We start from the raw sequence: 18403 nt of genomic DNA on the forward strand, positions 1-18403 counted from the left end.
AGCTCTCAGGAGAAACCATGACAACTCATACCTCCCCAGCCCCTTCCCTCGACCTTAGCGCATGGGGCAACCAGTTTCGCATGACCCATACGTTCCACCTTTCGCTGGGAACGAATGAACCCGTTGCAGGCCAGCTCGAATCGACATTGAAAAACTCGAACGCCCAAATCGAGAAGTGGGTGATCTCGCGTCGTGCAGGTTGTTACGATCACTGTATTACCGTCAATGGTATCGGCGACGAATCGGCGCGCGCGTTACGCACCGAACTCGCAAGCCTGAACGGCGAAATCAAGGTGCACGTCGAACACATGCTCCACTTCGATAGCGGCGCGGCGCAGGCATCCCTTAGCGCTGGCATCTCCAGCTGAATCGCCTGCGCTGGGTTCGCTACTTCTCGAGCAGGTCGACGCCCAAGGGCTCCAGGTGCAGCAGGCCCGACCAGCGCTTGCCAGTGAGTACGCCGTTCATCGCACCGTCGATTACCACGTCCTTCGCCTCACCAGTGGTGTTGACGTAGAGCGTCCTGCCATCGACGACACGCGCGTAGACGCCGTCGGGCGTCTTCGGCCCCTGCACAATGCCCAGGCTCTCGTAGAGCTGGCGGTACAACGGTCCCATGAGCTTCGGCTGCGCGGCCGTGGCGACGTAAATGGCACGCCCCTTGCCGAAGCGGTTGACCGTAATCGCCGGCACGTTGCCGTCCGTGTTCGAGAAGCGCGCCAGCACGTCGGCGCTGGACGGCTCCAGCACCTCGTAGGGGCCCAGCTCGGCCTTGACCTCTTCGCCGCCGATGGTCGTCTGCAGCGCGCCCGCATTGTAGAACGCGTTGGTGCGCAGGCCAAACACGTCCGTCAGGCCGCCTGGCAGCGGTGTGTCGAACCACTGGTTGTTGTCATCCACCTTGTCCGATTGCGCCGTCATGATGAGGGTGCCACCGTCGGCGACGAACTTGCGCAGGTTCGTCCTCGATGCGGCGTCCAGCAGATACATGCCCGGCACGATCACCAGCTTGTATCGGCTCAGGTCCTCGTGGCCGACGTGGATGACGGCCACATCGATGTTGTCCTTGAACAGCGGCTCATATGCGCCGTGCGCCTGCTTCATGTAGCCCGGGTTGACGTATGGCCGCACCGTGTTGTTCATGCCTTCCTTCGGCAGGTTGGTGGCGATGATGTTGTCGAACGCGTAGGCGATGGCAACCTTGGACTCCTGCATGCGCGGGAAGCCCAGCTTTTCCAGCTTGGCGAATTCCTTCGCGATGGTAGCGAATTCGTCGAGCTTCCAGGAAGGCCGGTCGTCGTGGTCGATCAGGCCGAACAGCGCCTGTTCCTCGCCGCCGTGGTGGCTGTGCCAGGTCCACGGCATCACTGCCTGCGCGCCCATCAGCAGACCGAAGTGCGCCCACATGCGCGAACGTCCCGGCGTGCCGTAGTAGCCGGGGCCACCCGCAGTAAATTCGTTGAACCAGATCGGCGCCTTCATGCCGGCCCGCATCATGGTCGATTCAAACCCTGCGCTCAGCGGATCGCCCGGGTAGAAGCCCATCGCGCCATAGCTCGCATACTTGCGGTAGTTGGCCAGCATGTCGAAACCCTTGCGCCAGGCGCTGTCCCACAGGTTGGAGATGGCGGGCTTGTCCGGCACGTTCTTCTTGCGCACCGCTTCAAGCAGCTCCAGTACTTCAACGGTCTGGTCCGACCAGAAGCGCCGCATATCAAGGTAGCGCTCATACGGACCAGGGCCTTCGATATACGGCAGGCGCACCTCATTCCAGGTGTTCAGGTGACGCGACCAGCGCTGCGTGGCCCACGCCTTGTTCAAGGCTGCGACGGTGCCGTATTTGCGCTTGAGCCAGACGATGAAGCGCTGGCGATCGGCCTCCGAGTACGACACCATGCCGTTGCCGATCTCGTTGTTGTAGCCGATGGCGAACAGCGCCGGATGCTTGGCGTAGCGTTTCGTCATGGTATCGGCCAGGCGCACCAGCAGCCGCCGGTAGCCCGGATCGCTGGTGTCGTCCATGTAGCGTTCGACGGGATCGAGTCGCGCGCCGCGCTGGTCGATGATGTCGACGCCCGGGTACTTGTTGTGCAGCCACACCGGCGCGGGCTGGCCCGGGATGTCCATGATGACTTTCAGGCCGGCAGCATGCATCCGGTCCATGACCCAGTCGAAGAACCGGAAGTCGAACTTCCCTTCGGCCGGCTCGAAAGCGTCCCACGCCAGGTCGCCCATGCGAACGACCTTGAAGCCTGCCCGCTTCATGCGCGCGATGTCGCGCTCGATCTGATCGCGGCCGCTGCGATCGAAGGGCTGGTAGTTGGTGCCGACGAAGAGCTGGCCGGCGCCGGGCCAGCCAGGATGGTTTTCGACACTCTGGGCCCGGCCCGGGGAGCCGAGCATCGCAAGCGCCAGCGAGCTGGCAAGAATCGTTGTTCCAAGGGCCGTTCGCAATATCATCGTGTTTGTTGGGTTCGTTGTTTGTCCGGTACTCCCGTGCCCTGTCCATTCTTGCCACGTCGGCACCGAGTTTCAGGCGACGTGGCTCAATTTACAAGGGGGACAAAGACGGAGCAATTGCGAAAATAGCCAACATGCAAAATGATTTTTGCCAATGGGCTCAAACATAAAAAAAGCCGGCGCAAGCGCCGGCTTTTCGGTCCATCCCGGAAGGATTAGAACTTGTAGTTGTACGCCACGCCAACCAGCGACATATGGGTCTTCCAGGTGCCGATGGTGGTTTCGCCGTTGCCGGTGCAGGTGCCAGGACCAGCCAGGGTGCTGCACTGGTTGGTGTAGTTGCTCGATGCGTCGTCGAACTTCAGGTAGCTGTAAGCCAGGTCGATCGACGAGTTGGCCGATACTTTCCAGTTGGCGCCGAAGGAGACCTGTTTGCGATCCGAATCAGGCAGTGCCGAGTGGCGCAGCGTTTGCGAGCGCACTGGGGACTCGTCGATCGCCACACCGGCGCGCAGCAGCCAGGCGTCGTTCAGCTTGTAGTTCATGCCCAGCGAGCCGCGTACGGTGTTTTTCCACTGCTGGCGAATCACTTCGTCGCCTTCGGTGGTGCCTACGAACTGGATGTGCAGGTCGTCCATGCGGGAGTGGCGCGACCAGGTCAGGTCAGCCATCAGGGCCAGCTTGTCGTCCACCTGGGTGAACACGTTGGCCGACAGGGTTTCCGGGGTCTTGATGTCGACCAGCGCTGGCGAGTTAGACTTGCGCGAGGAAGCTTGCAGCACGGCGTTCACCTTGGCATCGGTGGTCACGGTGGAGAAGTCCCATACCGCGTCACCCTTCAGCTTGTGGTGGATCGACGAACGGTAGGCCAGGCCGAAACGGGTGTCTTTGTTCAGGTTGAACATATAGCCCAGGTTGAAGCCTACGCCCCAATCCTTGCCGTCCATCGTGGCGTGACCGTCTTTGGCAGCTCCCAGGGCCGCCGGGTTGCCGCCGGCAGCGACGATCGCTTGCAGCAGTGCAGCGCGGCGCGCAGCAATCGCAGGGTTCGCAGCGTTAGCGCCCAGGAACATGATGGAACCAGGCACGTCAACGCCCTGGCCCAGCTCGGCTTTCATGAACTCGGCATCGATACCGAAACCGAAGGAGTGGGTCTCGTTCAGCTTGAAGGAAACGGATGGGTTCAGGGTAACCGACTTCAGGTCGATGTTGGTCAGCGCGTAACGGCCGGCCCAGTTGTTGTCATAGTCCAGCTTCGCGCCGTAAGGAACGAAGGTACCGAGGCCAACGGCCCACTGGTCGTTCAGCTTATGCGAGATGTACAGCGAAGGAGCTGCCACCGCGTTCGGGGCATAATCATCCTGGTGTGCCAGGCCGCCGGTGGAGCCGACGTTGCCGAAGCGCTTCGAACCTTTGTCGTCGTAGGTCGAGTGTGGTACGACGGCGGTGACGCCGCCGGAGAACTGGGTGCCCTCCAGACGGGACAGGCCGGCTGGATTGGCGAAAATGGTGGAAGCATCGGCGGCTTCAGCGGTGTTGGAGTCCGCGGTGCCTTGGCCGGACACGGACTGGGAACCGAAGCGGTAACCGGATGCGTTTGCGTTCATTGCGGCGGCCGACAGGGCTGCGGCAACCATCAGGGAGAGGTATTTTGGGTTCAAGGTAGGTCTCGGCTTGTTCGTTATTGATATAGATACAACCTTGCGCGATTATAAAATGCGAAAGGGCATCGAAGTCTACACCAAAACCGTACGACGGTGCTTTTTGATTGAAAATAGTTTAATAAAGTAGGGCCCGAAGGCCCTATTTCCAACGAAACGCCGGATTCAGGCAGTAAGCTGCTGTCGCTTTCCGGTTACAAGCCGGAACAGCTTCATTACCAGGCGGAAAGCCAGGCGCACGAACACCAGGGCCAGGATTGCCTCCATCAGCGTCATCAGGAAGGCCATTGCGGCGCCCCAACGCGCATCGCGGCGCTGGAATTTGGCCAGCATGCGGTCCTTGGCAATTTCGATACTGTCGTAGAAGGTCGGCACGACCAGCAGCGTCAGCAGCGTGGAGGTAATGGTGCCGCCGATGATGGCAATGGCCAGCGGGCGATAGAATTCGCCGCCGTCGCCCATGCCGATGGCCACCGGCAGCATGCCGGCGATCAGGGCGAAGGTAGTCATCAGGATCGGGCGCAGGCGCAGGCGGCCGGCCTGCATCAGTGCCTCTTCGCGCTGCATGCCCTCCGCTTCCAGCTTGCGCGCCGCGTCCAGCAGCAGGATGGCGTTCTTGGCAACCAGGCCCATCAGCATAATGATGCCGATAAAGCTCATCAGGTTAAGTGTGTCGTCGAACACCAGCAAACCCGCCACCACGCCGATCAGCGACAAGGGCAGCGACAGCATCACCGCACCGGGCGCCGTGAAGGAACCGAACTGCATCACCAGCACCAGGTACATCAGTCCGATGCCGGACACCAGCGCTATCGTCATGCTGGTGAACAGTTCGGCCTGGCGCTTGCCGGCGCCGCCTACAGCCTGGCCGAAACCGGGTGGGTAATCCATGCCAGCGGCCAGTTTGCGCGCGTCGGCAATCACGTCGCCCTGCGAGCGCCCTTCCACATTGGCCGACACCGACACCGTGCGCATGCCGTTCTTGTGCAGGATCGAGGCCGGCCCCTTGCCCATGGTGATGCGGGCGATCTGGTCCAGCGGGACCATCTGGCTGGTGCCCGATACCGTGATCGGCAGCCGTTCGATGTTGTGCAGGCTGACACGGTCGTCCGGGTGCAGGCGTACCGCCACGTCGCGCGCTTCGCCGGTCGGATCGATCCAGTCCCCCACTTCGATACCGGCAAAGGCGACGCGCAGGGCGCTGGCGGCATCGCCGGCCGAAATGCCCATGGAATTGGCCAGCCCGCGGTTCAGTTCAATTTGCAGCTCGTCTTTCGGATCCTGCTCGGACAGGCCGACGTCGACTGCGCCAGGCACCTGGCGCAGCTTGTCCATGAAGGCATTGGTAATTTCCATCAGCCTGCGCGAGTCCGGCCCAACGAAGTCGATCTGCACCGGCTTGGCGGCGTTGTTGGAGAAATCATCCAGTACCACGAATTCGCCGCCAACCATGCCGGCCAGCTTGCGGCGCAGTTCCGAGCCGATCTCGGTGGCATTGCGCTTGCGCTCGCTGCGTTTGCCGATGTCGACGAAGATGTTGCCGCTGGCCAGGTTGATATTGGTGCTGGTGGCCTTCACTTCCTTCAACGTATGGGCGACCTGGGCGGCGCGCTCGATCTTGCGGCGCGTGTAATCCAGGCTGGACGAGGATGGCGTGCGCACCTCGACCATGAGGAAGCCGTTGTCGGCTTTGGGCTGCATGCTGGTGCCGCCAAATGTCATTTGCAAGGCGATGGCGGAGGCAAAGCTGGCGAAGGCAATCACTGCCATCCAGCGCCGATGGTGCAGCGCCCATTCGATCACTTTGCCATAGCGGTCGGCCTGCTGGTCGAACCAGTGGTTGAAACGGTCCAGCGCCTTGCCGATGCCCCGCTTCGGCGCGCTGTGGTGGTCCGGCGGATCGCCCCAGAAAGCCGACAGCATCGGGTCCAGCGTGAACGAAATGAACAGCGACACGGCGACCGAGCAGGTGACGGTCAGGGCAAACGGACGGAACCATTCGCCCGGAATGCCAGGCATGAAGGCGACCGGGATGAACACCGCCATGATGGAAAAGGTGGTGGCGGCCACTGCCAGGCCGATTTCAGCCGTACCTTCCAGTGCGGCCGTGCGCCGGTCTTTGCCCAGCTGCATATGGCGCACGATATTTTCGCGCACCACGATGGCATCGTCGATCAGTACGCCGATCGCCAGCGACAGTCCAAGCAGGGTCATGAAATTCAAGGTGAAGCCGCACAGCCAGACTGCGATAAAGGCGGCGATCACCGACGTCGGCAACGACAATGCGGTGATCAGGGTCGAACGCCAGGAATTCAGGAAGGCGTACACCACGAAAATGGTCAGGCCGGCGCCCAGCACCAGGGCTTCGATGACATTGTTCAGCGAGTTTTGTGCAAATTCGCCGCCATCCTCGGTGATTTCCAGTTTGGTGCCGTCGCTGAACTCCTTGTTGACTTCGTCCACCAGCTGGCGCACCGCCTTGGCTACGCTTACAGTGGAGGCGTCGCGCGAACGCACGATATTCAGGCCCACGTCAGGCTTGCCGCTGCGCTGGCTCAGGTCATTACGCTCGGCAAAACCATCTTCGATCGTGGCCAATTGCCCCAGGCGGATCAACTCGTCGCCGCGGCGTTTGACCACCACATCCTTGAATTCTTCCGGACGTTCGATGCGTCCCACCAGGCGGATCGCCTTCTCGTCGAGCGTGCCGCGCACCTTGCCCACCGGCGCATTGGCATTCTGCATGCGCAGCGCCTGCGCCACCTCCACCACCGAGACGCTGTATTCGCGCAGCTTGTCCGCATGCAGCAGCACCGACAGTTCGCGCCGCATGGCGCCATTGACGCTGACCGCTGCTACGCCGTCGACGCCGCGGAAGCGGTCGGCCAGTTTATCTTCGGCCAGGCGCGAAATGGCGGCATGCGACAGCACGGGCGAGGACAGCGACAGGTAGACGATAGGCTGCGCCGCCATGTCGCGCTTGACGATTTGCGGTTCGCGCATTTCGGTCGGCAGCTTGTAGCGCACCGCCGCGATGGCATTGCGCACTTCGTCCGAGGCTTCGATCATGTTCTTGTCGAAGCTGAAAATCAGGCGGAAGCTGGCCACCCCTTCGCGCGCGGTGCTGTAGGTATCGGTGACGCCGGCAATCGACTGCAGCTGCTTTTCCAGGCGGTTGACGATTTCGCGCTCCACCGTTTCCGGCGACGCCCCCGGATAAGGGACGGTCACGTTCAGCACCGGCTCTTCGACATCGGGCCGCTCATTGACCTTCAGCTTGGACAGCGCCAGCAGTCCCATCGCCATCATCGAGATGATCAGCACGATCATCGCAACCGGGCGTTTGACACTAAAGTTGGATAAGAACATTGATTAACTTTTTGTTAATTTATGAAGTATTAAAAAAGGGCCCGAGGGCCCTTCTTTGTTCCTGCCAGGCAGGGATCAAGCCATGTTCGGCTCGCGGCCGCGGCCGGTAAACAGGCCGAACAGCTTCTTGAGCAAGCGGTACACCAGGCGCACGAAGACCAGCGCCAGGATCGCTTCCACGAAGGTCAGCAGGAAAGCCACTGCGGTATTCCAGCGTTCCTCGCGATACTTGAACTTGGCCACCATGCTGTCGCGGGTGATCTCGATGCTGTCGTAGAAGGTCGGCACGACCAGCAGGGTCAGCAGGGTCGACGTGATGGTGCCGCCGATAATCGCTACCGCCATCGGACGGTAGAACTCACCGCCCTCGCCCATGCCGATGGCCACCGGCATCATGCCCGCGATCAGTGCAAAGGTCGTCATCAGGATCGGACGCAGGCGCATGCGACCGGCATACATCAGCGCGTCTTCGCGGCCATAGCCTTCTTCTTCACGCTTGCGCGCCGCGTCGAGCAGCAGGATGGCGTTCTTGGCGACCAGGCCCATCAGCATGATGACGCCGATAAAGCTCATCAGGTTCAGTGTCCCGCCGGTCAGCAGCAGGCCCACCACCACACCAATCAGCGACAGCGGCAGGGACAGCATCACCGCGCCCGGTGCCGTGAAGGAGCCGAACTGCATCACCAGCACCAGGTACATCAGGCCGATGCCGGACACCAGGGCGATGCCCATTGCGCCGAACACTTCCGCCTGGTCCTTGCCGGAGCCGCCCACGTCCATGCCAAAGCCCGGCGGATAGTCCATTTGCGTTGCCAGCTTGCGCGCTTCCTCGATCACTTCACCGTTCGAGCGGCCTTCCACGTTGGCCGAGACCGACACCATGCGCTTGCCGTTCTTGTGGCGGATGGTGGCCGGGCCCTTGCCCATGGTGATCTTGGCGATCTGGTCCAGCGGGACCATCTGGTTGGTGCCGGAAACTGCAATCGGCAGGCGCTCGATATTGTCCGGGCTGACACGGTCGTCCGGATGCAGGCGCACGGCCACGTCGCGGGTTTCGCCGGTCGGATCGACCCAGTCGCCCACTTCGATACCGGCAAAGGCCACGCGCAGCGACTGTGCCGCATCGCCGGCGGAAATCCCCATCGAGTTGGCCAGGCCGCGGTTCAGTTCAATCTGCAGCTCGTCCTTCGGATCCTGCTCGGACAGGCCGACATCGACCGCACCTTTCACCTGGCGCAGCTTCTCCATGTACTGGTTGGTGATCTCCATCAGCTTGCGCGAATCCGGGCCGACAAAGTCGATCTGCACCGGCTTGCGGGCGCCGTTGTTGATGTCTTCCAGCACCACGAATTCGCCGCCCACCAGGCCGGCCAGCTTCTGGCGCAGCTCCATGCCGATTTCGGTTGCGTCGCGTTTGCGCTCGCCGCGCTTGCCGATGTCGACCCAGATGCGGCCGCCCGACAGGTTGACGTAGGTGCTGGTCGCCTTCACCTCTTTAATGGTGTGGGCGATCTGCGCGGCCTTGTCCATCTTGGTCTTGGTGTATTCCAGGCTGGACGAAGACGGGGTGCGGACGTCGATGGCAATGGTGCCGAAGTCCACTTTCGGCAGGAAGCTGGAGCCGCCCAGGGTGCCTTGCAAAGCCAGCGCGCCGATGAAGGTTGCCACGGCAATCACGGCCATCCAGCGGCGGTGGTGCAGCGCCCAGGCAATCACCTTGCCGTAACGGTCGGCCTGGTGGTCGAACCAGTGGTTGAACTTGTCCAGCACCTTGCCGATGCCCGTCTTCGGCGCGTTGTGGTGGTCCGCCGGGTCGCCCCAGTAGGCCGACAGCATCGGGTCCAGCGTGAAGGAGATGAACAGCGATACGGCCACCGAGCAGGTCACGGTCAGCGCGAAGGGACGGAACCATTCGCCCGGCATGCCGCCCATGAAGGCGACCGGGATGAACACGGCCATGATGGAGAAGGTGGTCGCGGCCACGGCCAGGCCGATTTCGGCCGTGCCTTCCAGCGCTGCCTTGCGGCGATCGGAGCCGTTCTGCATATGGCGCACGATGTTTTCACGCACCACGATCGCATCGTCGATCAGCACACCGATCGCCAGCGACAGGCCGAGCAGGGTCATGAAGTTCAGCGTGAAGCCGCACAGCCACACTGCAATGAAGGCCGCCACCACCGAGGTAGGCAGCGACAGCGCGGTAATCAGGGTCGAACGCCAGGAATTCAGGAAGGCGTACACCACGAAGATGGTCAGTACGGCGCCGAACACCAGCGCCTCGATCACGTTGTTGAGTGAATCCTGCGCGTCTTCGCCGCCGTCGCGCGTCACTTCCAGCGCAGTGCCCTGGCCTTCTTCCTTGAATTCCTTGTTGATGTCGTCGGTCAGCTTGCGCACGGCCTTGGCCACCGACACGGTTGACGCGTCGCGGGCGCGGATCACGGCCAGGCCGACGTTCGGCTTGCCCGAACGCAGGCTGACGTTATTGATTTCGGCAAAGCCGTCTTCGATGGTTGCCACCTGGCCCAGGCGGATCAGCTGGTCGCCGTTGCGCTTGACCACGATGTCCTTGAATTCTTCCGGACGCTCGATACGGCCCACCAGGCGGATCGCCTTCTCTTCCAGGTCGCCGCGCACCTTGCCCACCGGGGCATTGGTGTTCTGCATGCGCACCGCGTTGGCCACTTCGGCCACCGAGACGTTGAACTCGCGCAGCTTGTCGGCGCGCAGCAGCACCGACAATTCGCGCCGCAGCGAGCCGTTGACGTTGACCACCGCCACGCCATCCAGCGCGCGGTAGCGGTCAGCCAGCTTGTCCTCGGCAATGCGCGACAATACGGCGTGCGACTGGGTCTTGGAGGACAGCGACATCTGCATGATCGGGTCGGCCGAGGTGTCGATCCGCTGGATCATCGGCTCGCGCATCTCGGTCGGCAGCTTGTAGCGTACCGCAGCGATGGCATTGCGCACCTCGTCCGACGCTTCGATCAGGTTCTTCTGGAACGTGAAGCGCATTTCGATGGTGGCGCTGCCCTCGCGCGAGGTCGAGTACAGGTCGGTCACGCCGGCAATCGACTGCAGCGATTTTTCCAGGCGGTTGACCACCTCGCGTTCAACCGTTTCCGGCGAAGCGCCCGGATATGGAATGTTGACGATCAACAGCGGAATCTCGACGTCCGGATTCTGGTTGACGCGCAGCTTGGACAAGGCCAGCAGGCCCATGGCCATCATCGCCACGATCAGCACGATCATGGCGACGGGGCGCTTGATACTGAAATTAGAAAGGAACATGGTCTGGTTTCCCCGGTTGCCCTGGATTGCTTTAGTTACCCTTGACGGCATCGGCCGGCACCGAAGCGGAAGCTACCGCCTTGTTCATCTGCAGGTCGACTTTCTGGCCGTCGCGGAAGCCGGAAGCCGGCGTGCGCATCACGATATCGCCCTTGGACAGGCCGGTCTGCACCTGCCAGTTGCCGCTGCGCGCATCGCGGGCACCCATCTGGAGCGTGGCTTTGGCCAGGGCCTTGTCCTTGATCTTCCAGACGTAGGTGGTGTCGCCTTGCTTGACCAGGGCCGATTCCGGCACCATCAGGGCCGAAGTGGTTTCCGCTTCGATGCGGCCCTCGGCGAACAGGCCGGCAACGCGCGGCAGGTTCCTGTCGGCGAAATCGACCAGCACCTCGACCTGGCGGGTCACCGGGTTGGCCGCCGGGTCAACGCGCTTGACCTTGCCCAGGAAGTTCTGGCCGGGATAGCCGTTGATGGCGAACACCACGCCCTGCCCTGCCTTGACCACGCCTACCGAATCGGCGGAGACGCGGCCTTCGAAGCGCATCGACGCCGGGTCGACCACTTTCACCAGCTCCTTGCCGATCTGCGCGGTGTCGCCGGCCGAGACTTTACGCTCGGAGACGATGCCGTCGAACGGCGCGCGCACCAGGGTGCGGGTCAGCTGCTGGTTGGCGGCGACCAGGCGGGCCTTGGCGGCCGACAGGTCGGACTGCGCATTATTGCGGCGCACCTCGGCGTCTTCCAGCACCTGCGAGGACACCATGCCGGAGGCTTTCAGGGTCTTCTGGCGGGCCAGCACGCGCTCGGCCTGGTCCATCGACTGGGTCGAGGCGCGCACCGCTTCCTGGGCCGAGTTCAGCGCATCGCGCAGCGAGGTATCGTCCAGGCGCACCAGCAGGTCGCCTTTCTTGACCGCTTCGCCGTTCTCTTTCAGCACTTGCATGACGACGGCGCCGACTTCGGCGCGCAGGTCGGCCTTGCGTTCAGGCTGGATCGAGCCGGTGACCACCGGGCCGGACGACAGGGCATTGCTTTCCACCGTCACCAGATCTTCAGATGCAACCTGCAGCGTTGCCAGCTTCTTGTCATCGCCCTTGCCTTTCGCGTCGGCAGTCGCCGAAGCGCTGGCCTTGCCGGCTTCAGGCGCTTTGTCGGACTTGCCGCAAGCGACCAGCGCGGATGCAACGGCGAGAGCTAATAGGGTTTTACGCAACATGTGAATCTCCAGTTTGATGGACGGCTTATTTGAATATTGATTGCATACTTCTGCAGCGTGCAAAAGTATCCTTTTACCGAGGGAGAGTGTCAATTCACCAGGGGCCAGACTGCGGGTTTTTAGGGCTGGACTGCAGGATTCGCGGATGAACCGCAAATATGGTGACTGAACGGCAGAGCTGGATTGCTACATTAGTGTAGCAATCCCGGGGTATTTTGCGTATCGCTCAGCGCGGGAACAGGGCGAAAACGATATGGCCCATGGCAATGCCGGTGGCCAGGCCGCCCGTGATCTCGATCACGGTATGGCCCATCCGTTCGCGCAGCCATTGGTGGTGCGTGGCATCCTTGGCCAGGCGGTTGATCGCTGCTGCCTGGCGGCCGACGTGCTGGCGCAGGCTGTTGGCGTCGATGACCACGATAAAGCACAGGGCGACGGCGACGCCGAAGGCTGGGTGGCCGATGCCTTCGCGCAGCGCGATCAGGGTCGCCATGCTGGAAACCACGGCGCTGTGGTTGGATGGGAAACCGCCATTCCCGACCAGGTTGAAGGCCCATTTGCGGGCTTTGATACTGTTAATCAGGAATTTGATCGGACCGACAGTAATCCAGGTCAAAACAGGCGTCAGCAGGTAAGCGAGATCCATTTATAGCGTCCTAAGGTGCAATCCCCCATTATAATCGGCGCACTAACAATATTAATAGCAAGCGAAAATGAAGCATTTCAGGATTTCGATTATTGTCACCATCGTTTTGATGGGGCTGGCCGGCTGGTGGGGCTATAACCATGGCGGCATGTCCGCAGCGATTACGGCGCTGTGGATTACCGGGGTGCTGGGGGTGATGGAAGTCTCGCTCTCGTTTGACAATGCCGTGGTCAACGCCTCGGTGCTGAAAAACTGGAACCCGTTCTGGCAGAAACTGTTCCTGACGGTCGGTATCCTGGTGGCCGTGTTCGGCATGCGCCTGGTCTTCCCGCTGGCCATCGTGGCGGCAGCGACCGGACTCGACATGATTTCGGTCTGGGATATGGCGCTCAAGACGCCGGAAGTATACTCGCACCACCTGCTGGGCGTGCATGAGGAAGTGGCAGCCTTCGGCGGCGCCTTCCTGCTGCTGGTTTTCCTGAACTTCCTGTTCGATGAAGAAAAGGACGTGCATTGGATCCACTGGTTCGAGGAAAAAGTCGGCAAATACGGCACCGAAAGCCTGGCCGTGCTGCTGACCCTGGTGGCCGTGGTGCTGTGCGTGCAGATGGTGCCGGAAGCCAAGCGCTATACCGTGCTGTATTCGGGCGTGATCGGTACCGCGATCTACGTCGGCGTGGGCTGGATCAGCAGCTTGCTGGAGGAAGAAGGCCATGGCGAGGTCGGCAAGGCTGTGGCCGGCGGTTCGATCGGCGGCTTCCTCTACCTGGAGGTGCTGGACGCTTCGTTCTCCTTCGACGGTGTGATCGGCGCATTTGCCATCACCAGCGACGTGGTGATCATCATGCTGGGCCTGGCGATCGGCGCCATGTACGTGCGTTCGCTGACCGTCTACCTGGTGCACAAGGGCACGCTGGACGAGTTCATTTACCTCGAGCACGGCGCGCACTACGCAATCGGCATCCTGGCGCTGATCATGTTCGCCAGCGTGAAATATCACATTCCGGAGTGGTTCACCGGCCTGTCCGGGGTGGCGTTTATTGCTGTTTCGCTGTGGTCTTCCCTCAAATATAAGAAATTGAATCCCGTGGAGTCTGAATGAGCCGTGTGTTGGTGATTGTTGGCGGCCTGCTGGCCGCCGTGGCGCTGCTGTTTGCAGCGTATGTGTGGCTGGCGTTGAGCTATTCGTATTCGGAGGGTGAACGTGCCGGGTATTTGCAGAAGTTTTCCAAGCGCGGGTGGCTGTGCAAGACCTGGGAGGGGGAAATTCTGCTGACTTCGATGCCGGGCGCGATTCCGGAGAAATTCGAGTTTACCGTGCGCGATGATGCAATCGCGTCGCAGATCGCGGCGGCGGCCGGCAAGCGGGTGGTGCTGCATTATGCGCAGCATAAGGGGGTTCCGACTTCCTGCTTTGGCGATACCCAGTATTTTGTTGAGTCGGTCAACGTTCAGCCTTGAACCGGTAAACCCGTGTCGGACCCGCAGGGTCTGACACTCCCTGGCGGTTTTAGCGGCCGCGCCACACGGCGCCGGCAGTTTCCTTCAGGCGCCCGATCACATCGCGCGCCATCGTCTCGGAATGTTCGTCCGCCGGGTGCGTCGCCTTGTCTTCCATCGCGGTCAGCATATTCTGCGCCGCGTGCTGGCGGCGTGATTCCTGCTCCAGCAGCTTCTTCTTCGATTCCACCATCGCCGCAGTGGTCGCGGTCACGCGGCGCTGCAGCTCGGCATGGGCATGCACGGTATCGACCAGGGTCTTCTGCTCGGCCAGCTTGGCCCATTCCGCCTCGTTGGCAGCGACCTCCGCCGCCTCACGCTGGCGTGCCACTTCGAGCAACTGTTCCTCTGCATCCGCCCGCGCTTTGGCGGCAGCGGCAGCCTTCTTCTCCAGCTCCACGCGCACTTCGATCGCCTTTGCCGCACGCGCCTCGGCCGCATTGGCAGCACGCTGCTGCACCAGCTTCTGGTCGATCAGCGCCAGGGTGTCGCGCTCCTTGGCCACGAATTCCAGCTCGGATTTGAGCAGCGACTCCTCCGCCGCAACGCGCGCTTGCTCGGCCTTGGTACGCTCAACCTGGGCCCTTACCAGCTCGCCGGCCAGGCGCGCCTGGGCGGCGGCCGCTTCGGCAATGGCGGTTTTGTTGGCTGCATCGTGTTCCACCTGCTCGGCCATCGCACGCACAGCGGCAGCTTCCTGCTCGGCCGCCACCTGCAGGCGCGCATCGGCGGCAGCTTTGCGGCGCGCTTCGGCAGCGCCAGCGCGTTCGGCATCGACGCGCGCCTTGGCAGCAGCGGCAGCCACTTCTTCAGCAGCGATGCGTTCGTTCATGGCCGCCAGCGCAGCCTGTTCGGCTTCGGCGCGGCCACGCTGTGCTTCCGCCAGGCGGGCATTGACGGCATCCAGTGCCGCCTGCTCCGCTTCGGCGCGCGCGCGCTCGGCATCGGCCAGGCGCACGGCGGCGGCGGCTTTTTCCTGGGCCAGCGCATTGGCTTCTTCAGCGGCAGCCAGCTGGGCGGCCACGGCTTCCCGCTCGATCTTTTCGGCGGAAGCCTGCTCGGCGGCCACCATCACGGAGCGCGCTGACAGCTGCTGGCGCTCGGCCGCGAGGGCGGCGGCACGCTGGTGTTCCTCGGCTTCGATACGGGCCTGCTCGGCGGCGGCCTGCTCGGCCTGTTCGCGCAGCTTGGCCTGCTCCAACGTCAGGGCTTCCACTTCCAGGCGGGCGCGGGTTTCGAAATCGGCCTGCTGTTCCGCTTCCACGCGGGCCATGGCGATGGCGTGCAGCTGGCGGTCGGTTTCCACCCGGCGCTCGGTGGCGGCGATGATCTGCAGGTCGGCATCGCGGCGCGCCTGGGCAGCGTCGGCGGCCATGGCTTCAACGCGCTCACGGTGCAGGGCGGCGTCGCGGATTTCCTTTTCGGTCTGCAGGCGCAGGTGCAGCGACTGGGCTGCGCTGCGGTCGGATTCGGCCTTGGCCAGGGCGATCTGTTCGCGCTCCTGCTCCAGGTGGGCCAGGGCGCGGGCTTCTTCCAGGGCGCGCACTTCGGCGGCGGCGCGCTTGAAAGCAGCTTCCAGTGCGACCTGGTCGGCGCGCTCGCGCTGGCGGGTTGCTTCCAGCGCTTCGGCTTCGGTATTGGCCAATTGTTCGGCGGTCATGCGGGCCGCGTGGGCCTGGCGCCCATGCTCACGGGCGATGGCGGCCATGCGGGCGTCGGCGGAAGCCACGCCCACCACTTCGTCGTGGGCGGCCTGCACCGCGGCGGCGCGCTCGACAGCTTGCATGCGGGCTTGCTCAGCCTGCACGGCCAGTTCCTCCGCGGCCTTGCTGGCCAGTTCGGTCAGTTTCACCTCTTCCACGACCTGCTCGGCGGCGCGGCGGCGGCTTTCTTCTTCGGCCCTGGCGCGCTGCTCGGCGGCCAGGCGGACCTGGATGTCGGCATCGACGCGGGCACGCAGTTCGGCGGTTTCCTGCTTGACGGCTTCCAGGCGGGCCACGCTGGCGGAGGCGGCAGCACGCAGGGTTTCCAGGCGCTCCTTGTTGACTTTGATCGCTTCTTCGGCAGCTTCGGCATTCTGCACCGCCGCGGCGGCGGCAGCCGATTCCAGGGCGGCGCGGTCTTCCGCCAGGGCGCGGGCGCGGGCTTCAGCCACGGCGCGCGATTCGGCGGCACACTGGGCCTTCGCCTCGGCTTCGACGCGGGCGATCGCCTCGGTGATCGCCTTCATCTCGGCTTTCTCATGCTCAGCACGGTCGTTGACGACGGTGTTGGTAGTTGGCGGCAGTTGTGCTTGCATGAGGAATCTCGCTTGGCTTGGAGGGTGATGTTGCCATTATCGATGAGACCAGCAGGGGCGAAGCGCGCGAGGAAGGCGGGAAAAGCCCGCCAATTCTCGCGTTGTACTGGTTAAACCGGCCAGAGGGGAGGCTCGTCCATCAGCGCAATCTGCTCGCGCAATTCGAGGATACGATCTTGCCAGTATCGTTGTGTATTAAACCACGGAAAAGCCACCGGAAACGCAGGATCGTCCCAACGCCGCGCCAGCCAGGCCGAGTAGTGGATCAGGCGCAACGTGCGCAGCGCTTCCACCAGGTACAGCTGGCGCGGGTCGAATTCGCGCATATCCTCGTATCCGGCCAGGATATCGCCCATCTGGCGCACCATGTCGCTGCGTTCGCCGGACAGCATCATCCACAGGTCTTGCACTGCCGGGCCCATGCGCGCATCGTCGAAGTCGACGAAATGCGGGCCGGCGTCGGTCCACAAAACATTGCCACCATGGCAATCGCCGTGCAGGCGGATCAACTCCACCTGCCCTGCCCGCTGGTAGCAGCGCCGCACACCGTCCAGCGCCTGGTCGACCACCGAACGCCAGGGCGTGACCAGCTCCGGCGGCAGGAAGCCGCTGGCCAGCAGCCAGTCGCGCGGCTCTTCGCCGAAGGAAGCGAGGTCCAGCGTGGGTCGGGTAGCGAAGGGCCTTGCCGCACCGGCGGCGTGGATACGGCCGATAAAGCGGCCAGTCCATTCCAGTACCTTGGGGTCGTCCATTTCGGGCGCCCGTCCCCCGTGGCGCGGGAACACGGCAAAGCGGAAGCCCTCGAATTCATGCAAGGTACGGCCATCGCGCTCGAGCGCCGGCACGGCCGGTACCTCGCGCTCTTGCAACTCTTGCACAAAGGCATGCTCCTCCAGGATCTGCTGGCTGGTCCAGCGCCCGGGGCGATAAAACTTGGCCACCACCGGCGGCCCTTCCTCCATGCCCACCTGGTAGACACGGTTTTCATAGGAGTTCAGCGCCAGCAGGCGGCCATCGCCATACAGGCCGATGCTGGCCAGGGCGTCGAGTACCCGGTCCGGGCTCAAATCTAAGAATGGGTGCGTCATTCTCGCTATTGTAAGGGCCAGGGCGTATACTGTCGCCCTTCGACCCAATATATAAAGCGCCAAGCCATGCAACTCGACCAGCCATTGACCGACAAAGAATTCGACGAACTCGACAACTTCCTGCTGGGCGACCAGAGCCCGGAGGATTCCATGACGATGGACCACCTGCATGGCTTCCTGACCGCCATCGCCATCGGCCCGGAACCGATCACCCCGGCCGAATGGCTGCCAAGCATCTGGGGCGAAGACCGCAAGGATGGCCCGAAGTTCAAGAACCCGAAGCAGGAAGAGCGCATCTACAACCTGATCACCCGCTTCATGAACGAAGTGCTGGTCACCTTTGAAGTGGCGCCGAAGGAGTTCGAGCCGCTGTTCGTCGAGCACGAGCACGAAGGCAAGGTCCTGCTGAACGCAGAAGCCTGGTGCTGGGGCTTCTGGGAAGGCATGGAACTGCGCGAAGGCTCCTGGGACGAGATCTGGGATTCGGAAGCCGCGCCGCTGATGCGCGCCATCTACCTGTTGGGCGCCGACGAGATCAAGCCGGAAGAACTGGCGGAAGTGGAAGACCCGGTGAAAGCGCACCAACTGGCGCTGGACATCGAAGCCAACCTGCCGGCCATCCACAAATGGTGGGTGCCGCGCCGCAAGACCGGCGTCACCACCGTCAAGCACGAAGAGCCGAAAGTCGGCCGCAACGACGACTGCCCATGCGGCAGCGGCAAGAAGTACAAGAAGTGCCACGGCGCCGAGCAGTAAGCCGCAGCATCTCAAATGTCCCCCTTGGGGTCAGGAAGGAAAGTGGACATTCTCCTTGAAAATGTCCACATTCGTTCCTGACCCCAAGGGGGACATTCTGTTCTGCAGGTAGGGATT

At 62.7% G+C, this 18403-nt stretch carries 12 protein-coding genes; 4 read left to right on the forward strand and 8 right to left on the reverse strand.

Annotated features, from left to right (window positions below; translation table 11 throughout):
• Positions 1 to 17: 17 nt before the first annotated feature.
• Positions 18 to 368, forward strand: a complete 351-nt coding sequence (locus tag ASD07_RS22130) for a hypothetical protein (RefSeq protein ID WP_156398137.1) — start codon at positions 18 to 20, stop codon at positions 366 to 368.
• Positions 369 to 387: 19 nt separating this feature from the next.
• Here the strand turns inward: ASD07_RS22130 and ASD07_RS22135 are convergent, their stop codons facing one another.
• The 6 genes from ASD07_RS22135 to ASD07_RS22160 form a co-directional block, all read right to left on the reverse strand.
• Positions 388 to 2403 (reverse strand): beta-galactosidase, encoded by a 2016-nt coding sequence (locus ASD07_RS22135; protein ID WP_229207253.1) that lies wholly within the window; start codon positions 2401 to 2403, stop codon positions 388 to 390.
• Between the two features lie 272 nt (positions 2404 to 2675).
• Positions 2676 to 4121: an OmpP1/FadL family transporter gene (locus ASD07_RS22140; protein ID WP_156398138.1), complete on the reverse strand. Its 1446-nt coding sequence runs from the start codon at positions 4119 to 4121 to the stop codon at positions 2676 to 2678.
• A 165-nt stretch (positions 4122 to 4286) separates the two neighbouring features.
• Entirely contained in the window at positions 4287 to 7490 is a 3204-nt protein-coding gene (locus tag ASD07_RS22145) for an efflux RND transporter permease subunit (protein ID WP_055935260.1), read from the reverse strand.
• Between the two features lie 75 nt (positions 7491 to 7565).
• Positions 7566 to 10781: an efflux RND transporter permease subunit gene (locus tag ASD07_RS22150; protein ID WP_055935262.1), complete on the reverse strand. Its 3216-nt coding sequence runs from the start codon at positions 10779 to 10781 to the stop codon at positions 7566 to 7568.
• A 31-nt stretch (positions 10782 to 10812) separates the two neighbouring features.
• Positions 10813 to 11997: an efflux RND transporter periplasmic adaptor subunit gene (locus tag ASD07_RS22155; RefSeq protein ID WP_055935263.1), complete on the reverse strand. Its 1185-nt coding sequence runs from the start codon at positions 11995 to 11997 to the stop codon at positions 10813 to 10815.
• 226 nt (positions 11998 to 12223) lie between these two features.
• Positions 12224 to 12643, reverse strand: coding sequence for a divergent PAP2 family protein (locus ASD07_RS22160; protein ID WP_055935265.1), 420 nt, complete (start codon positions 12641 to 12643; stop codon positions 12224 to 12226).
• 67 nt (positions 12644 to 12710) lie between these two features.
• On the opposite strand from ASD07_RS22160, the gene ASD07_RS22165 reads away from it, so the two are divergent.
• Positions 12711 to 13745, forward strand: a complete 1035-nt coding sequence (locus ASD07_RS22165; protein ID WP_055935267.1) for a DUF475 domain-containing protein — start codon at positions 12711 to 12713, stop codon at positions 13743 to 13745.
• Complete coding sequence (locus ASD07_RS22170) at positions 13742 to 14104, forward strand: hypothetical protein (protein ID WP_055935269.1); 363 nt, start codon at positions 13742 to 13744, stop codon at positions 14102 to 14104. Before ASD07_RS22165 ends, ASD07_RS22170 begins: the two co-directional genes overlap by 4 nt.
• Positions 14105 to 14153: 49 nt before the next feature.
• Here ASD07_RS22170 and ASD07_RS22175 read toward each other — a convergent pair whose 3' ends face one another.
• Together ASD07_RS22175 and ASD07_RS22180 are read right to left on the reverse strand one after the other, a co-directional pair.
• On the reverse strand, positions 14154 to 16442 hold the full coding sequence (locus tag ASD07_RS22175) for a hypothetical protein (protein ID WP_055935271.1): 2289 nt from the start codon (positions 16440 to 16442) through the stop codon (positions 14154 to 14156).
• 110 nt (positions 16443 to 16552) lie between these two features.
• Positions 16553 to 17530 (reverse strand): serine/threonine protein kinase, encoded by a 978-nt coding sequence (locus ASD07_RS22180; protein WP_055935273.1) that lies wholly within the window; start codon positions 17528 to 17530, stop codon positions 16553 to 16555.
• A gap of 66 nt (positions 17531 to 17596) precedes the next feature.
• On the opposite strand from ASD07_RS22180, the gene ASD07_RS22185 reads away from it, so the two are divergent.
• Positions 17597 to 18286 carry a UPF0149 family protein gene (locus ASD07_RS22185; protein ID WP_055935275.1) on the forward strand — a complete coding sequence of 230 codons (690 nt, stop codon included), beginning with the start codon at positions 17597 to 17599 and terminating at the stop codon, positions 18284 to 18286.
• The last annotated feature ends 117 nt before the right edge of the window (positions 18287 to 18403 follow it).

The sequence above is a fragment of the Duganella sp. Root336D2 genome (assembly GCF_001425005.1).
Classification (GTDB): domain Bacteria; phylum Pseudomonadota; class Gammaproteobacteria; order Burkholderiales; family Burkholderiaceae_D; genus Rugamonas.

Bases quoted from the DNA above. Each gene is read 5' to 3' on its own strand.
- ASD07_RS22170 (WP_055935269.1), top strand. From the start codon at position 13,742: ATGAGCCGTGTGTTGGTGATTGTTGGCGGCCTGCTGGCCGCCGTGGCG.
- ASD07_RS22180 (WP_055935273.1), bottom strand. From the start codon at position 17,530: ATGACGCACCCATTCTTAGATTTGAGCCCGGACCGGGTACTCGACGCC.
- ASD07_RS22185 (WP_055935275.1), top strand. From the start codon at position 17,597: ATGCAACTCGACCAGCCATTGACCGACAAAGAATTCGACGAACTCGAC.
- ASD07_RS22145 (WP_055935260.1), bottom strand. From the start codon at position 7,490: ATGTTCTTATCCAACTTTAGTGTCAAACGCCCGGTTGCGATGATCGTG.
- ASD07_RS22165 (WP_055935267.1), top strand. From the start codon at position 12,711: ATGAAGCATTTCAGGATTTCGATTATTGTCACCATCGTTTTGATGGGG.
- ASD07_RS22160 (WP_055935265.1), bottom strand. From the start codon at position 12,643: ATGGATCTCGCTTACCTGCTGACGCCTGTTTTGACCTGGATTACTGTC.
- ASD07_RS22155 (WP_055935263.1), bottom strand. From the start codon at position 11,997: ATGTTGCGTAAAACCCTATTAGCTCTCGCCGTTGCATCCGCGCTGGTC.
- ASD07_RS22130 (WP_156398137.1), top strand. From the start codon at position 18: ATGACAACTCATACCTCCCCAGCCCCTTCCCTCGACCTTAGCGCATGG.
- ASD07_RS22175 (WP_055935271.1), bottom strand. From the start codon at position 16,442: ATGCAAGCACAACTGCCGCCAACTACCAACACCGTCGTCAACGACCGT.
- ASD07_RS22135 (WP_229207253.1), bottom strand. From the start codon at position 2,403: ATGCTCGGCTCCCCGGGCCGGGCCCAGAGTGTCGAAAACCATCCTGGC.
- ASD07_RS22150 (WP_055935262.1), bottom strand. From the start codon at position 10,781: ATGTTCCTTTCTAATTTCAGTATCAAGCGCCCCGTCGCCATGATCGTG.